Genomic DNA, 17,920 nt, shown 5'->3' with positions numbered 1-17,920 from the left:
GGTCCCGGCCGCTGGTGTGTTCGTGGTGGCCGTGCTCGTCAGTTTCCGGTGGCGTACGGGGAACTGCCTGCGGCCGTACGGATTCCGGGGAGCGCGGAGTAGAGGGTGGCGCCGGGGCAGAGGGTGGCGTAGCCGTCGCGGTGTCCGGAGATGGTGTTCAGCGTGGCGGCCTGGCCCTTCGTCCACACGCCCGTGTCGGCGGCGGCGGTGAGTGTCACCTTCGCCTGCGGGTCGACGCCGTGCAGGCCGAGCTTCCAGGCTGCGAGGTCGGCGATGGCCTGCTGGGCCGCGGCCGTCGGCGTGCCGCCGCTCTCGTAGTTGCCGAGCAGGGAGATGCCCGAGGAGTAGCTGTTGAAGCCATAGGTGTGCGCGCCGAGGACGGGCCGGTCCATGCCGCCCGCACGGCCCTCGAAGACCGTGCCGCACTTGTCGACGAAGAAGTTGTAGCCGACGTCGTTCCAGCCGTTCGTCCGCACGTGGTAGGTGAGGATCGCGCGGATGATGGCCGGGGAGTCGGCGCAGGCGTAGTCGTTCGTCCCGGCGGTGTGGTGGACGAAAACGGCGTCGACCTTGTTCAGGTACGAGGGCGGGTTCTGGACGAGCGACTCGTCCGCGCCCCAGCCGGCACGGCTGACGATGGCGGGAGTCGTTGGAGCCGTTGGAGTGGTGGTGCTGGGTTCGGGGGTTTGGGTCGGCTCGGTGGTGGGGGCGGGCCCGGTGGGCTCCTGAGTGGGCACCGTGCTGAGGGTCGGGCCTGTGGGGGCTTCGCTGGTGGCGGCCTCGGTCGTGGGCGCGTCGTTCGGAGCCCCGGTGGGTTCGTCCGTCGGTTCTTCCGTCAGGGCCGGGCCCGGGGCGGACTCGGTCGGGGTGGTGGACGGAGTCGGGCCCCCGGGCGTATCGGTCGAAGCTGTCGACTCCCCGGCCGGCGGCTGTGAGACCTCGCCGCCGTCAGACCCTCCAGGTGTGTCGCCAAGAGTGCTGCTGGGTGCGGCCGTCGTCGGGGCGCCGGTCGGCTCGCTGGCGGAAGGCTCCGGTACGGGGCCGGCCGAGGTGGTCTGCGTGGCGTCCGGGGAGGCGGTGGGCTTGGTGGCCCCCTTTCCGCTCCCCTTGATGTCGGCGTTGCCCTTGCCCTTGAGGGTCTCGCCGGGGTCGATCATGTCGAGGCGAAGCGCATCGGGCACCACGGTTTCCTTACCGTCCGCGACGACCTGCGCCTCGACCCCGTCCGACGGGCCGACCCACAGCGGCTCCGATGCGCCCCGCACATTCGGCTCTTCGCCCTCGGTGGACTCCGGCGCCCGTACGTCGAAGTCGAGGTCGCGCCATTCGCTCCACTCGCCGGTGGCGGCCTCGCGGGTACGAATCTGAGCGGTGCCCTCGAAGGTGTCGCCGCTGTTCTCCCACGAGAGGCCGATGAGCGAGAACGTCTGTGTCCCGGTACGCGGGAGCGCGCGCCTCTTCGGGTCCTTGCCGTCCAGTGCCAGCACATGCGCCTTCGCCTGCTGTGTTCCGTCACCAGGCCCGGCGTCCTCGCCACCTGCCGAGGCGGCGACGGCGGTCACCGCCGTGCCTCCCAGGACGACGACTCCTGCCGCGAGCCACGTCACGCGCTTCTTGCCGCTCGCCCGCCTGGCGCGGGCTCCTCTCGGACTCATGGTCCCATCCCTTTCAGGCATTTGATCGATTTTCGGCCGGTTGCCGTCAGCCGTTCATCTCATGGGACGGGAAACGAGGGGGTAGCACGGTTTCGGAAATTCTTGACTTTCAACTGATTTCCACTCGCGAGAGCTCGAACCCCGTATTCCCGCCGCACGGCGCAGCGGTTGCACAAGACACGCCTACTCCGGCGCACCTGAGCGGGCGAACCGGACATCGGGTTCTCCGAAAAGGGACGTGTCACCCTTTCTCGTCGTCGGAGAGCAGGTCGCCGGAGCACGTGGCCCGCCCGAACTCTCCCATGGCGGTGGCGCGCTGGACGTGCTTGCCGCGGATCGCCAGTGCGCAGGCGGCCTGTCCTCCCTTTCCGTCGAGGACGACGGCGACGGTCGGGGCCTTGCCCAGGGGTGCCCGGACGGACTTCTTCCAGGGGAGCGTGACGTCCTTCTCGACCGTGGCCGTGCCGTCCTCACTGCGGGCGAGGTAGGAGATCTCGGCGGTTCCCGTGCCCGTGACCTCATACGTCACCTCGGCCGTGGGCGCGGCTTGCGGCTTCGGGCGCTCATCGGTGTCGAGCACGCCGTAGCCGACGAGCCCGAGGCAGGCGAGCAGCACGACTCCGGCGACCAGTAGCCCTCGCCGGTCCGGCGAGCCCGCGGGTTCGGTTCCCTGCTGTGCGGAGTTTTCCGTGACTTCACTGGACGACATGAAAGAGCCCGACTTTCGACGAACTGACAGATGAACCGGGCGGTTATACATCATGCCGCAGACTACATGCGAGCGAGCGGAGAAAACGGGCAAACAACACCCCTTCAGGGCGTGCGATTGTCCCTAATGTCGCCAGGGTTGACTTGCTTTCACGATGCTGGTTAGAAATCCTCCGCGGCTCCGCGAGTTCGCACTCTTCTACTTCTCGCGGTCGGCTCGCATTGCTCCAAGCCGGGCGGAAACCTTCGCTCCGGCTCGTTCGGCGTGCCCATTTCGCGTGCAGCGAAGCGGGTACGCCGATACCGAAAGGCATTGTGGTGAAAGTTCCACACAGGAGATTCATCTCCTGTCTGGTCGTATCGGCGGTGGCGGGCACGCTGCTGCCTCAGGCTGCCTATGCGGCTCAACCGTCCTCGTCCACGGACGACGGCCCCGGTGTCTTCGACACGATCGCCGGCTGGTTCTCGGAGGACGGCGAGGAGGCGACGAAGCCCCCGGTCGGCGGAGCGCTGGAGATACCCAGCCGGGAGAAGCTGCCGAGGGGGGAGAAGCTCCCGAAGGCGAAGCGGGTCAAGGAGCTGACGGCCAAGCGCACGTCGCAAGCGCGCTACTGGCAGCTCTCCGACGGCCGGATCGAGGCCGAGCTGACGGCGGTGCCGACGTCGTACAGGTCCGGGAAATCCTGGAAGCCGGTCGAGACCACCGTGCGCGCCACCCAGGACAAGGGCTTCGAATTCGCCAACACCGCGAACACCGGCAAGAGCTGGTTCGGCTCCGATGCCGGCAAGTTCATGCGCTTCGAGGCGGAGAGCGGCGGGGCGGTGACGTTCGGCCTGACCGGCGCAGGCGCCGGCGCGCTCAAGCCGGAGGCGAAGGGCGACCGGGTTGTCTACAAGGACGCCATCGCTGGCGCGGACCTGTCGTACCGGGTCGGCAATGGCCAGGTGAAGGAGGACATCGTCCTCACCGAACGCCCGGCAGGACCGGTGTCGTTCACCTTCACGCTGGACACGGAGGGCGGCCTGACACCGAAGACCCGCAAGGACGGCTCGATCGCCTTCTTCGGCGAGGCTCCGGGTACTCCGGTCATGGTGATCCCGGCTCCGTACATGACGGACGCCAAGAAGGACCCGCAGTCGGTCACCGGCGGCACGTACAGCACCGCGGTCACCCAGAAGCTGAGCCGTGACACGGACGGCAAGGGCTGGAAGCTGACCGTCACGCCGGACGCGAAGTGGCTCGCGGCCAAGGAGCGGCAGTACCCGGTCGTCATCGACCCGACGATCACGATCACGCCGATCGCCTCGGACTCCGAGGACACGATGGTCCTGTCGGACCAGCCCGGGGTGAACTTCAACAGCACCTGGAAGCTGTCGGTCGGCAAGACCGACACCGGCATCGCCCGCTCCCTGATCAAGTTCCCGCTGAACGAGATCCCGGCCGGAGTGAAGGTCGACGCGGCCCGGCTGAGCCTGTACTACGACCAGTCGCACACCACCAACGGCAACACGGTTGCCCTCGAAGCACACCGGGCCACCGGCGCTTGGAGCGAGGCGGGCGTCACGCCCGCGACCTGGTCCAACACCAGCGCCCTAGTGGGCGAGCTGTCCGGCACCACCGTCCAGCTGGACGACGGCGACGCCGGCACGGCGGCGGTCGGCGAGTGGCCGCGCGGCACCACGACCGGCGGTGCGGCGACCAACGACGACTACGCCTTCAACAAGAACGCGCTCACGGGCGAGTCGTACGCCTGGCAGCCGAGGGTCCCGGAGACCGACACCTACCGGGTGGACGTGCACTACCCGGCGGCGTCGGACGCGGCCACGGCCGCCCCGTACACGGTCGTCCACAACGGCGGCACCAAGAACTACACGGTCAACCAGACCGGCACCGGCGGCGTCTGGAAGACCCTGGACGCGGCGGAGCTGAGCTTCGCCAAGGGGAACGCCGGCAAGATCACCCTCGGTGACACCGGCTCGGCCACGACCCGCACCCTGGCCGACTCGGTGCGGCTGGTGAACCCCGCCGAGATCACCAAGGCCGCCTGGGACTACAACAAGTGGCACGACTTCCCCGTCGCCGACACGGTCCAGAAGTGGGTCTCCGGCACAGCCGTCAACCACGGCTTCGTGCTCAAGGCCAAGGACGAGTCCGGCACCGCCCCGATCGGCGGCCCGCGCTACGAGGCCGCCGACGGCAACGCCTACGGCGGCGAGACGTCCACCTACCCGCGCCTGACGGTGACCTACGGCGCTGTCGGCACGTCGCTGAACTCGCCGACGGTGGTCCACTCCACCGGCCCGGAGCTCTCGTGGCCGGCGTACGCCAACGGCAGCGGTGACACGGGACTGGACATGGTGGAGTACCAGCTGCACCGCTCCACGCAGCAGGTCTTCACTCCGTCCGCCGCGACGCTGATCGCCCCCATCCCGACGAGCACCACCGCCTACACGGACACCACGGCGGTACCGACCCCGGACTCCTCCTCCAGCGAGATCGGCAAGTCGTACTACTACCAGCTCGCGGTCAAGACCAAGAACGGGCAGCTCCTCGGCTCGCCGACCCGCATCGTGGGCATCCCCAAGGCCGGCCGGACGATGAGGATCATCCAGGCGGGCCAGGTCGACACCACGCTCTCCTCGCAGCAGCCGACCGTCAACCACGACGGCCTGGTCTCCGGCAAGGCACAGACCTGGCTGAGCGTCGGCAACAACTCCGGCACCTACGGCAAGACCCGTGCCGCCCTGAAGTTCCCCACCACGTCCATCCCCACCACCGCCACGGTGCTGGAGAACAAGATGTACATGTGGGGTGCGGAGACCACCAGCACCACCAACGGCGCGATCTACGAACTCCACGCGCTGACGCGGGACTTCACCGAGACCCAGGCCACGTGGAACAACGCCAACTCCACCACTCCGTGGACCACCGCCGGTGGTGACTTCTCCGCCACCGTCTCCGACACCGTCCCGCAGATCACCGACGAGGTCGGCCGCCACTGGTGGGACGCCACCGGACTCATGCAGTCCTGGGTCAAGACCCCCGCCAACAACAAGGGCGTCGTGGTCAAGCTGAAGGACGAGACCACCACCGGACCGCAGGAACGCACCCTGTTCCTGTCGTCCGAGGCGTCCGACCCGCAGCTGCGCCCGTACATGCAGGTCATCTACGTCGACTCGACCACCGAGGACACGTACTACGCGCCGACCACCCCGGCCCGGATGACCCCGAACTCGCAGTACACGGTCGAGTTCACGGTCACCAACACCACCACCACGGCGTGGGCCGCCGGTGAGCGCGAGCTGTCCTACACCTGGAAGCTCCCCGACGGCACGGACGTGACCACCGGTGGCAACCAGCTCTCCACCGCGATCCCAGCCCTGCTGCCGGGCAAGTCGGCGACGATCCAGGCGCAGGTCAAGACGCCGATCAACTCCGACAACGGCAACAAGCGCAACGAGTACGTGCTCGGCTGGGACGTCCGCAAGATCGCCGACGGCAGCTGGCTCTCTGCCGGCACCGGCGGCATCCCGTCGCTGAAGCAGAACGTCGCGGTCGAGGACCCCACCTCCAACAGCCTCGGCCTGGAGAAGTTCTACAGCTACACCGGCAAGAACACCGGCGCCGGCTCCACGGTCATGAACAACCTGGCCTCGGGCAACAGCGTCTGGCAGTACAACGCCTTCAGCAACCCCGGCCGGGGCCTGAGCACCTTCGTCCGGTTCGCATACAACAGCCAGGACACCTCGGACACGGTCGCCGGCCACGGCTGGTCGATCCAGGCCGCCGGGCCCATCCGGCTCGGCGCTCCGCTGGACTTCCACCCGAACCCGAACCCGACGGAGATCCGCCTCCCGGACGGCGACGGCACCACGCACGTCTTCCGCAAGCAGGCGGACGGGACGTGGAAGGCCCCGGCGGGCGTTCACTACAAGGTCACGATGAAGGCGGGCCTGGACTGCAAGCCGACCAAGGACCCGGTCCCCGACGCCTGGACGCTCACGCGCCCGGACGGCACCCGCTTCCTGTTCGGCTGCGACGGCTACATGACCTCGACGGTGGACAAGAACGGCAACACCCAGAGGTTCACTTACGAGGAGCGCAAGTCCAACAACAAGCCGACGAAGTTCCTGACCTATGTCACGGACCCGGCCGGCAGGCAGACGCTCACCGTCGACTACTTCAAGAAGGGTGACGCGTCCTACGAGTACATCAACGACCTGGGCGTGAAGGTCACGGGCTCGAACCTGACCAACTCCAAGATCTACGACCACGTGAAGTCCATGACGGACATCTCCGGCCGTAGGATCGCCTTCTATTACACTGACAAAGGCCTGCTCGGACAGATCACCGACGGCGCCGACTCCAGCCAGCCCAAGAACTTCACGTTCACCTACGACGCCACGCAGGGGAACAAGAACGTCAAGCTGGTCAAGGCGACCGACCCGCGCGGCAACGCCACCCAGCTGGCGTACTACGCGCCGCAGGCCGGCGACGACCCGAAGTACCACTGGTGGACTAAGACGATCACCGACCGTCTCGGTGGCGCCACGGGCTTCACGTACGCGGTGAACACCGCGAACACTAAGTTCACGGACACCAAGGTCACCGACGCCGAGTCGCATTCCTCGACATCGGTTCTCGACGACTTCGGCAGGCCGGTCCAGATACTCAACGCCAAGTCCCAGGCCACCAAGATGTCCTGGGACGCGGACAACAACGTCACGTATCTGGAGGAGGACAACGGCGCGAAGACGGTCTACTGCTACGATCAGAAGACCGGCTACCCGCTGTGGCAGCGCAACGCCGAGAACAACAAGGCGGGCATCCCCGCTCCGGCCGACTGCGCTCCGGGCGTCTACCCGGCGAATGCGCAGAAGTTCGAGTACCAGACCCGTGTCGACGGCTTCTCGGCCGATCTGTTCCGAAAGACATCCGTCGAAGGGCGCACCTGGCAGTTCGGCTATGACTCCTTCGGCAACCTGAAGACGGTCACCGACCCCAAGGGCGTCTCGACCACCTCGGTTCCCGACGACTACACCACGACGTACGAGTACGACTCCTACGGTCAGCTCACCAAAACAACCGACGCCAACGGCAACCCGACCACCAACAGTGAATTCGGGCCCACTGGCTACCCGGCTACGATCACCGACGCCCTCGACAACTCGACGACATACGTGTACGGAGAGCGCGGGCAGGTTCTCGAAGCCGTGGATGCGTTGGGTAACAAGGCCACTCAGACCTACGACGTCTATGGGCGCCCCCTGGTCGGCACCGTACCGAAGGATCAGGCGAAAGGGGAGCGGATCACCTCACCCGCTCCCGAGTACGACGCCAACGACAACGTGACGAGGTCGACCTCGCCGAACGGCGCGGTGTCCACGGCGGTCTACGACGCGGCCGACCAGGTCACCGCGGCCACGGCCCCAAAGGACACGGCTACCTCCGCCGAGCGGAAGACTCTGTTCAGCTACGACCGGGTGGGCAACGTCAGGACGAGCACGGAACCCAAGGGCTCCTTGACCACCACGGATGTCACCGACTACGTCACCACGCAGAACTACGACGAGATTTACCAGTTGACCAGCGCGGTGAACTCGCGCGGGGACAAGATCTCGTACACGTACGACAACGTCGGCAACGTGACGACGATCTCCGACCCGAAGAAGAGTCAGACGCCGGATACGACCGACTTCACGTCGAAGATGACCTACGACCTGAACCACAGGGTCGTCACTGTCACGGATGCGGCAGGCAAGTCCACGACCCGCACGTACGACAAGGACTCTCTGGTCGTCGAGTCCAAGGACCAGACGAACAGCAGCACGTACGTCGTGTACGACGAGCGGGGCAAGCAGAAGGAGGTCCGAGTCCCCTACGAGGGAACCACGTTCCGTACCAGCCGATTCGAGTACGACGAGGTCGGCAACACCACCAAGGTGATCAGCCCGCGCGGTGTGAATACCGTCGCCGCCGACGACTTCGTCTCGCGTACCGACTACGACGCGCTGAACCGGCCCGTCAAGCAGTACCAGCCGTACGACCCAGCGGACGTCCGGTACAACGACCCTAACGTCTACACCCAGACGGTGTACGACGCCGTGGGCCGTGTGTCGAAGAGCTCGCTGCCGCCGTCCGAGGGCCAGACGGTCCGCAACGAGTCGGTCGTCGAGTACTTCGACAATGGCTGGGTGAAGAAGTCCACCGACCCGTGGGACATCGTCACCACTTTCGACTACAACGAGCTTGGCCAGCAGACGGCCCGTACGCTCGCCTCGGCCGACGCCTCCACGTCCCGCACCATGGGCTGGTCGTACTACCCGGACGGCAAGCTCAAGTCGAAGACGGACGACGGTGTTCCGGTCGGCAGCGCGGTGGTTGTCGTCGACAACTCCGACACTCAGCACACAAGCGCCACGGGCACCTGGACGAAGGGGAACGCCTCGGGCCAGCAGGGTTACGACCACCAGGTCCATGTCGCTGGCACGGGCACGGATGCCTTCACTTGGACCCTGAACATCCCCAGGGACGGAACCTACACGGCCTACGCGAAGTTCCCGCAGGTCACGGGAGCGGCAACCACCGCGAAGTACACCGTGACCCATGCCTCCGGCACAGCTTCGGTGACCAAGGACCAGAATGCGGCCGCCGGCACCTGGGTGCCGCTGGGCACGTACGCCTTCACGCAAGGCAACACGGCCAAGCTCAAGCTGGAGCAGAATGGCGTTGGCGTCGTCGTCGCCGACGGCGTCAAGCTGGTACGCGACACCACCGGTGAGACCGACAGTGAGAAGCACTCCTTCGCGTACGCCTACGACGTCAACGGCAACATGACGTCGATCGACGACACCTCGTCGGGAACGAAGGTCGACGCCTACACGATTACCTACACGGGTCTCAACCAGGTCCAGAAGGTGACCGAGGCGCTCGCCGGCCAGGAGAAGAAGTCCACGGCCTACACGTACGACGTGAACGGCAAGCCGGACACGGTCATGCACCCCGACCAGTTCTCCCGTTACACCTACGACCTCCGGAACCTGGTCACATCGGTCTCGGTAGGCAAGTCGCCCACCGACCCGTCGCCGAAGGAGTCGTCGTACACGTACACCGACCGCGGCCAGAAGCTCAAGGAGACGAAGGCGAACGGCAACGCGGTCGACCACACGTACTACTTGAATGGTGTGGTCAAGTCCCTAACGGAGAAGAAGCCGAACGGCACACTCGTCTCCTCGCACACCTACACCTATGACGCCAATGGCAACAAGGCGCAGGACGTGGCGAAGAAGATGAACGCCGACAACCACGCGGCGTACCTCGACTCCACCACCGATTACACCTACGACCCGGTCGGGCGGCTCGCCGAGTCGGTCAAGACGGGTACAGGCGCGGGTACCGAGACGTACACCCACGACGACAACGCCAACGTCATCAACCAGACGGTCAAGGGTGTGACGACGACGTATGTCTACGACCGCAACCGCCTGCAGAGCGTTGCGACCGGCGGCGTCTCCTCCTCGTACAACTACGACCCGTTCGGACGTCAGGAGTCGGTGACCTCCGGCGGCCAGATCATCGAGCGGCAGATCTACGACGGCTTCGACCATGTGGTGGAGTCGCAGCGCAAGGACGTCGGCGGCGCGATGAAGGCGACGACGTTCACCTTCGACCCGCTCGACCGGACGTCGTCGAAGACCGCAGACGGCAAGACCACCGACTTCACGTATCTCGGCCTTTCCAACGAGGTCCTGAACGAGGAGGTCGCGGGCAAGCTGACCAAGTCGTACCAGTACAGCGCATGGGGCGAGAGGCTGTCGCAGGTCACGCACAACGGCGACGGCACGACCGAAGACGGATTCTACGGCTACAACAGCCACACCGACGTTGAGACGGTCACTGACAAGAACGGTGACTCGAAAGCAACTTACGGCTACACAGCCTATGGCTCCGACGACTCCTCGGAGTTCACAGGCATCGACAAGCCCGACACAGCCGACCCCACCAAGGAGGCGTACAACCCATACCGCTACAACGCCAAGCGCTGGGACTCCCGGTCCGGCACCTATGACATGGGCTTCCGCGACTACAGCCCGGAGCTGAACCGCTTCACGACCCGAGACATGTACAACGGCGCTCTGGCTGACATGAACCTCGGTGCAGACCCCTTCACCGGCAACCGCTACGCCTTCGCCGGCGGTAATCCGACAAGCTTCATCGAGATGGACGGCCACCTTCCGTGTGCGGAGGGAATCAGGGACGTGTGCGGGGGTGGCAGTGGATCCTCCATGTTCCTTGCGCCTCCCAGCAATGTGAACCTGTGCGACACCAGGTGCGAAAAGGCGTTCCAGTACTCGATGGACAACATCTCACTGATGGCGACGGACCTGGTTCCGGCAAATCAGCGCCACCCTCTTCCCGTCGAAGGCGGGGGTGCGGGGGCTCCTCCGAGGGTCGGAGGAGGATCGGTCCCTGGCGCGGCGGTGAGCTTGCTTCTGCGTGTCCTCATGGGCGGTGCCGAAGCGGAGGCGTGGCAGACGCCACAGCGCATGTATGTGGACGGTGCCGAGGACAAGGGGAGGGACTGCCTGAACAGCCGTGACACCGCGAGCGCTATCTGGAACAGCTCCCCCGACATCATGGAGCGCGCCACAGGAGGTTTTGCCTGCCTCAACCCGGCCGATGCGGAGGAGAAGGATTCCCGAGATCCGCAGACGCCGCAGGGCTGGAATCTCCAGGGGGCAAACGAACAGTGGGACAGGTCCCATCTGATCGCGCGTGAGTTCGGCGGCAGCTCTCGACGGAAGAACATCGTCCCGATGTCACTGTATGCAAACCAGACAGGGATGCGATCGGTCGAGCAGGAAATCAGGCGCCGCCTCAATGCAAATGAGAAAGTGTACTACCAGTCTATACCGGTATACAATCCTGACTCGGGACTCCCAGTGGGGGTGCATATGTACGTCGCCAGTTCCAGTAGCCCTTCGTTCTCCAGGTTGGTACCCAGCCAGATCTACCCCAGGTAACGGATAAGTCGAGTGCCCTGCCTCCTCTCTTTAGTGACGAGGGGCGGGGCGCTTCCATATCCGGGTGAGATTTATTGCATTCATTCAAGCCGGCCATTGCTTCGCGACAGAGTAAAATCGTTCGGATGTCATGGCAAGGATCTCCGCCGTCTACGACGAGAGTGGAATCCATTGGACTGAACAGGAAATGCCAGCTCAGTCGTACCGTCGTCGCTTGTGGAGTTCGACCTTGGTTGACTCCCACTGAAGTAGTGTCTTTGAGGTGCTCATCTGTCGATGCGGCGTAGCCTTCACGGAAGCCGCAGAGGGAGACAGCTGCCGTCTGTTCGACCAGCACTAGAACCCTGAATCCCGAATCCTGATTGCGGCGCGGATGGGCGGCAGTATTGAGCTCATTGAGGGCTCTGTGGTTAACTGCGCAGCATTGACATAAATTCGGAATATGCTTGCAGGTGGTCGGCCAGTGGTTTCCAGGAGTTTAAATGGGCGGACACGGCACTTTCGATGGCCGGGGGATGCTGTGGCGACCACCGGTGATAGGCAACCTGGGCCGCTTCGGGGCTGCCAAATCGCTTTGGCTTCTCCGGCCGATGCGACGCAGTTGAAGATCGACGGCCCTGCTCCGACCTGCCGACAGACATGCGCCGCACATGATGAGCGTGCATTGGCCACGCCGTCCGATCGCAACTCGGGCAATAGTCTGCCCAGCCTCGGCCGAGAGTCGCGCTGCTCCTGTGATCTGAATCTCGAGATCCATCCACGAGCGCTGCGCCACCGAAATTCAGCCGAGGTTGAGTCGTCTCGCCACATTCGTGCTGAACCGCCTCTGTCTCAGCCGAGGTAGGCGGCCCTCGCCGCTAGGGCTTTCGAGTCGCCAATTCGGAAAAATTGAGACGAAAAGCGAACATTACTCTTACCTCTGCTATACGGGCCAAAGCTTCTGGACCTCGTCAAGTCGAGAACGCTGCTCGTCAATCCAGCCGTCGGTCAAATCCAGTAGTACCTGGACCGTCGACTGAGACATGGAGCGATCGACCACTGAGACTCGAACGCGATCTTCATCCTCATCTCGGTCAATTACCTTGATTTGCAGCTCGGCTGCCTTCTGTCCCTTTCTCCATGAGGCACTCCCGATCCGCGCCAGCTCGTCCAGAGCCGTCCTCCATGCGGTGAGGTCCTCAGGGAAGATCCATGTCGGCAGCGTCCCCTTGGTGAATTTTGTGTCAACGGCGATCTCGCCGACGAGTACCTGCGGATCTCCCTTGGTGTCCCGACCATTTACACGGACTACCACGCTATTTCCATACATTCCGGCCAGGCGAACCAGGTCGACATACCCTTGCTCTTGCACGTCAACTCCCAATCAACTAGCTGTACGTGGGAACGCTACCGTACGACTCGTCGGCGAGCTAAGGGGTGCTCCCAGTGATCTTGGCGTCAGAGATAACCCTTCACCTGGACGCTCGACATCCCCAAGGGCGGCAATTACACCGCGCGTGAAGTGCCCGGCGGTGACCGGCGCGGCCACCGCCGCCAAGTACACGCTCTCGCACGGTACGACCATCGAGCCGGCGGTCACCAAGGACCAGACCTCCGGCGCCGGCACCTGGGTCAGCCTCGGCACCTACGCCCTCAAGCAGGGTGAGGACACCAAGCTGAAGCTGGACCAGGACAGCGCCGGTGTCGTCGTCGCCGACGCGGTCAAGCTGGTGCGCGACAACTCCGCGGAGACCGACACCGAGAAGCGGACCTTCACCTACGCCTACGACGTCAACGGCAATCTGACGTCGATCGACGACACATCGTCCGGGGCGAAGATCGACGGCTATGCCATCACCTACACCGGCCTCAACCAGGTCCAGAAGGTGACGGAGTCGCTGGCGGGCGCGGAGAAGAAGGCCACGACCTACACCTACGACGCCAACGGGCAGTCGGAGACGGTCAGCCACCCGAGCCAGTTCTCCCGCTACACCTACGACCTCCGCGAGAAGGTGAAGACGGTGTCCGTCGGCAAGTCCCCCACGGACGCCGACCCCAAGGTCACCTCGTACACATACACCGGCCGCGGCCAGAAGCTGCAGGAGACCAAGGCCAATGGCAACACCGTCGACTACACCTACTACCTGGACGCCGCACTGAAGTCGACGGCGGAGAAGAAGCCCAACGGCACCCTCGTGGCGTCGCACACCTACGCCTACGACGCCAACGGCAACAAGGCCCAGGACGTCGCGAAGAAGATGAACGCCGACAACAAGGCGGCGTACCTCGACTCCACGACCGACTTCGGCTACGACCCGGCTCGCCAAGTCCGTCAAGACGGGCAACGGCGCCGGCACGGAGACGTACGTCCACGACGACAACGCCAACGTCGTCAGCCAGACGGTCAAGGGGACCAGCACCACGTTCGGCTACGACCGCAACAGGCTGCTGACCTCGACGACGGCGGGCGCCACCGCCACGTACTCCTACGACCCGTTCGGCCGCCAGCAGTCGGTCATCGCCGGCGGCAAGGTCATCGAGCGGAGCGTCTACGACGGCTTCGACCACGTCGTGGAGTCCCAGAAGGCGGACTCCGGCGGCGCGATGAAGTCGACGACGTACACCTTCGACCCGCTGGACCGCACCGCGTCGAAGACCGCGGGCGGCAAGACCACCGACTTCGAGTACCTGGGCCTGTCCGGTGAGGTGCTCGACGAGAAGGTCGCCGGCGCGCTGACCAAGTCGTTCCAGTACAGCCCGTGGGGCGAGCGCCTGTCGCAGGTCAAGCACAACACCGACGGGACGTCCGAGGACGGCTACTACGGCTACAACAGCCACACCGACGTCGAGACCCTGACCGACGAGAACGGCGACACCAAGGCCACCTACGGCTACACGGCCTACGGCAACAACGACGCCACCGAGTTCACCGGCATCGACAAGCCCGAGGCATCCCAGCCGGACAAGGAGGAGTACAACCCCTACCGCTACAACGCGAAGCGCTGGGACGCCCAGTCCGGCACTTACGACATGGGCTTCCGAGACTACAGTCCGGGCCTCAACCGTTTCACCACCCGGGACATGTACAACGGCGCCCTCGCCGACATGAGCCTTGGCGCGGACCCCTACACCAGCAACCGCTACGCCTTCACCGGCGGCAACCCGGTCAGCGGCGTCGAACTGGACGGCCACCTGGTCTGGTTCGGCATTCCGCTCGCCTACTACGGGTACGCGGCACTGTTCGGCACGGCCGCCTACGCGGCGACTCCGGACGGCAACCAGCGTCTGCAGGACGCGGGGCAGGCCGTCGGGGACATGCTGAGGCCGTCCGCGGACTCCTCCAGCTCCTCCGACTCCTCCAGCTCCCCGCGCCCCGGTCCGACTCCGCAGCCCTCGCCGAACCCGGCACCCAGGCCTGCGCCACGGGTCACCGACACCAATGACCCCAAGTGCGACCCGCTTCCCGCGTTCGATGGCGGGCGCATGTATCACGGTCTCGAGCAGTTCACGGATCACTCCGGGAAGAAGGCCTGTCGCGCGACCGGCGCCACGGCCTTCCTCACCAAGGCCGACCGCAGGTCCCGCACCGGGGCGGGCGGCCTGCCCAAGTGCCCTGAATGCAACCCGTCCGTGAGCCCGGAGGGCATGGACCAGATCGAGGCTTCGGGCGGTGAGGCCGAGGCAGGCCACCTGATAGGTTACTGGGGCAAGGGCACTGGCAAGGACGTCAAGAACCTCGTGGCCATGTACGGTCGGGCCAATCGGAGGATGGCCTCCAAGATGGAGCGTTACGGCTGGACGCACCTGACCGGCAACAACCAGTTGATCATTTCGGTCGTTCCCGTCTATGGGGATCCGCATTCCGCCGTCCCCACGACCATTCAGCTGGGGATGACCACGTACGGCCCCGGTGGGAACATAGTCAACCACTACTCGTGCACGGCGGAGAACACCCCGCGCAGCAGCAATACCGGGTGTTAGAAGGGTCAGGATCGTGGCAACACTCACCGACATACGGGCCCTGTTGGGCGAACCTCGGTTCAATTGGTCGGATCCGGCGCCCTGGATCGAACTGGAGCAGGAACTCGGCATCGAGTTCCCGGCGGACTTCCGTGAGATCGTCGACGCATACGGTTCGGTCCTGGTCAACGAGCAGTTGTACCTGAAGCATCCCGCCCGTCATCTCCTGCACGACCTCGGGACGCTGATCGACGGGGACCTCGAAATGTGGCGCGAAGAGGACATGGCAGAGTTTCTGCCGAGCCCAGTGGGGTCGCAACCCGGCGAACTGATGCCAGTGGCGTCGGCCAGGACGGGTGAGTCGGTCTTCCTTCGCGTTCCCGATAACTCCGGGTCGCCCTGGCGCGTGGTGGTCCAGGAGATGGACAGCCCTTCGTGGACGCTCTACGAAATGACGTTCGGCGAGTGGCTGCTGGCCTACCTCAAGGGCAGAGACGTGACATTGTGCTCGCGCGACCACGCCCCTGACGGACCGTCGTACAGGTTCCTTCCCTGATTTCGGCGAGAAGTATGGAGCCCCGCCATTTTGTGGCGGGGCTCCTGTAATTTCTGAGGATGCCAGGAACGGGCGAGGGTCGAAATGCTTTGACCCGACCTGTTTTCTGGCATCCTGGGCGGCGACGGAGAATGACCGGAGAGCCTGCCCGCTTGCTCCAGGTCCGCTAACATCTACACCCGAGGCCGGGTCCGGCAGGTGTCCGTCAACCGCCACTTCGAGCGCCAGGCAAAGCGGTACGCCAGTGACGGCTGCACCGTTCTCCGCAAGGCGGCCCCCTTATGCAGCGGCACCGGCACTGTTTCATTCCGGTACGGATTTAGCGCGGAGCTGGGGAACCAGGACGGGCAGCCGGGTCAGCGGAGGTGCAGGCGGACGTCGATCCTGATGTCCGCCTGCATCCTGCCCTTCCGGGAAAGGTCTTTACATGTGGGTGCAGCGCATTCTCGAATTCACCGACCGGGAGCCGTCGGCGCACGCCGTCGACTGGGCAGCGGTAGAGGAGGAGCTTCGCATTCCTCTGCCGGTGGATTTCAAGCAACTGTGTGAAAGTTTCGGCGGGGGAACCTTCTGTGACTCCGTCGCTTTTTACGGCAGGGCGAGGGGGTTTATTTCAATTTTCTCCTGCCGCGGCAAGCGCCTCTTCCTCCCCTTCCTGCGGAAAGTGGCCAGTACCAGGAGTACACGCCTGGCGGCAAGGGGTACATCAAATGGGCCTCGACAGAATGGGGAACTGAGTACTGCTGGCTTGTCGACGCGCAGCAGCCCGGTACATACCCTGTCCTCGCGCGGGGCGAAGCCGGCGAGTGGTGCGCATACGACATGTCGACGTCGGAATTTCTCTACAGAGTCCTGGCAGACAAGGATTTCCAACCGTTCGGCATCGCCCGGTATGACCTCGACCCGACGTTCCAGCCGGGCCCCGGGGCTCACAGCGACTGACGGGAGGCAAGGAGGGTGTCGACGCAGCAGCGAAGCGCGGGCCGCGGACTGAGAATCGCCTCATCGGTGCTGGTTCCTCTGAGGCTGATCCTGGTGCTGGGCGCCGTGGGAGGGCTGGTGCGCGGCGGTGGCCTGGAAGGCGAGGGGATCACTGAGCATTTTCAGCGTTGACGCTCCAGGGTGAGGATGGCTGCGGCGATCGCGGTCATGCGGTTGGGACTGCAGCGGGCCCGGCGGAGGATTCGCCAGGACTTCAGCCTTGCGATGCTGCGTTCGACCGGTGCTCGAGCCGCTGACAGGGCCCGGTTGATCGTCTGCTGGGTTGTGGTGAGGTCCCGGTTCGGGAGCCGTCTGATGGGTGTGGTTACCCAGGGGCCGGCGCCGATGTAGGCGCGGTCGGCGAGGACGGGGACGCCCTGGCGTTCGCAGATCCGGATGATGCGGTGGGTGCGGGCCGCGGTCAGGTCGTGGGTGCGGCCGGGCAGCGCGGGCGAGATCCACAGCAGTTTGCCGGTGGGATCGGCGATGACCTGCACGTTCACGCCGTGACGGCGGTGCTTCTGGGAGAAGTCGGCCCGGCTGTCGCCGACGCGGTCGCGCTCGGCGAGGGTCCCGTCGAGCAGGACGTAGTCCGGGCCGGTCTCACGCAGAACCCGCAGCAGTCCGGGTGCCCGGCCGGACAGGTGCTGGACGACTACTTTGGCGTAGGCGTGGGCGGTGCCGACGGATATGCCGAAGCCGGCGGCGATCTGCGCGAGCGTGTCGTGGCGGCGGAGGTAGACCAGGCCGACGAGGGCTCGCTGGTGGGGCGGGAGCTTGCAGCGGCGGTCACACTCACGGGTGACGATGAGCATGGATACCCACTCGACCAGGGCGTGCGGCAGGTCGAGTGCGGCAGGATGGGGAACCAACAGGGCTCCTGTGCCGATGGGTTGAGACTTCGAACACCTCCCTCAACGGCACGGGAGCCTTGTGCGTTGCGGTCCTCAGCCTGACTCGGCGAGCAATTGTCAATTTCTGTGGATCAACGTGGGGGGCCGCAAGTGGCCCGTAGCCATTGATCGAGGATGGTGAAGTCTTCGTCGGTGAGGCCGCG

Annotated in this window: 7 protein-coding genes and 1 pseudogene; 4 read left to right on the top strand and 4 right to left on the bottom strand. The window is 65.1% G+C overall.

Annotation, left to right across the window (positions count from 1 at the left end; translation table 11 throughout):
- Positions 1 to 38: 38 nt before the first annotated feature.
- Both ABZ621_RS28170 and ABZ621_RS28165 read right to left on the bottom strand, forming a co-directional pair.
- Positions 39 to 1,655, bottom strand: coding sequence for an N-acetylmuramoyl-L-alanine amidase (locus ABZ621_RS28170; protein ID WP_360609232.1), 1,617 nt, complete (start codon positions 1,653 to 1,655; stop codon positions 39 to 41).
- A 241-nt stretch (positions 1,656 to 1,896) separates the two neighbouring features.
- Entirely contained in the window at positions 1,897 to 2,364 is a 468-nt protein-coding gene (locus tag ABZ621_RS28165; RefSeq protein ID WP_360609231.1) for a hypothetical protein, read from the bottom strand.
- A gap of 1,322 nt (positions 2,365 to 3,686) precedes the next feature.
- On the opposite strand from ABZ621_RS28165, the gene ABZ621_RS28160 reads away from it, so the two are divergent.
- Positions 3,687 to 11,387 (top strand): DNRLRE domain-containing protein, encoded by a 7,701-nt coding sequence (locus tag ABZ621_RS28160; RefSeq protein ID WP_360609404.1) that lies wholly within the window; start codon positions 3,687 to 3,689, stop codon positions 11,385 to 11,387.
- 922 nt (positions 11,388 to 12,309) lie between these two features.
- Here the strand turns inward: ABZ621_RS28160 and ABZ621_RS28155 are convergent.
- Positions 12,310 to 12,738, bottom strand: a complete 429-nt coding sequence (locus tag ABZ621_RS28155; protein ID WP_360609230.1) for a DUF5959 family protein — start codon at positions 12,736 to 12,738, stop codon at positions 12,310 to 12,312.
- A gap of 99 nt (positions 12,739 to 12,837) precedes the next feature.
- Between ABZ621_RS28155 and ABZ621_RS28150 the strand changes: the two are divergent.
- The 3 genes and pseudogenes from ABZ621_RS28150 to ABZ621_RS28140 all read left to right on the top strand — a co-directional run.
- Positions 12,838 to 15,347 (top strand): annotated as a pseudogene (locus ABZ621_RS28150) (RHS repeat-associated core domain-containing protein); the annotation flags it as partial.
- 13 nt (positions 15,348 to 15,360) lie between these two features.
- Positions 15,361 to 15,882, top strand: a complete 522-nt coding sequence (locus ABZ621_RS28145) for an SMI1/KNR4 family protein (protein WP_360609229.1) — start codon at positions 15,361 to 15,363, stop codon at positions 15,880 to 15,882.
- A 957-nt stretch (positions 15,883 to 16,839) separates the two neighbouring features.
- A complete protein-coding gene (locus ABZ621_RS28140; protein ID WP_360609228.1) occupies positions 16,840 to 16,995 on the top strand; it encodes a hypothetical protein in 156 nt (51 codons plus the stop codon).
- Here ABZ621_RS28140 and ABZ621_RS28135 read toward each other — a convergent pair.
- Positions 16,986 to 17,735, bottom strand: coding sequence for a transposase family protein (locus tag ABZ621_RS28135; RefSeq protein ID WP_360609227.1), 750 nt, complete (start codon positions 17,733 to 17,735; stop codon positions 16,986 to 16,988). The genes ABZ621_RS28140 and ABZ621_RS28135 overlap by 10 nt on opposite strands.
- Positions 17,736 to 17,920: the final 185 nt, after the last annotated feature.

Source organism: Streptomyces sp. NPDC007863, from assembly GCF_040633895.1.
In the GTDB taxonomy this organism is placed as follows: domain Bacteria; phylum Actinomycetota; class Actinomycetes; order Streptomycetales; family Streptomycetaceae; genus Streptomyces.
Note: the sequence above shows the minus strand (reverse complement) of the source record. Positions and strands in the feature narration are given on the sequence as shown.

Coding starts and splice junctions, on each gene's coding strand:
- ABZ621_RS28165 (WP_360609231.1), bottom strand. CDS start 2,364: ATGTCGTCCAGTGAAGTCACGGAAAACTCCGCACAGCAGGGAACCGAA.
- ABZ621_RS28160 (WP_360609404.1), top strand. CDS start 3,687: ATGGTCCTGTCGGACCAGCCCGGGGTGAACTTCAACAGCACCTGGAAG.
- ABZ621_RS28170 (WP_360609232.1), bottom strand. CDS start 1,655: ATGAGTCCGAGAGGAGCCCGCGCCAGGCGGGCGAGCGGCAAGAAGCGC.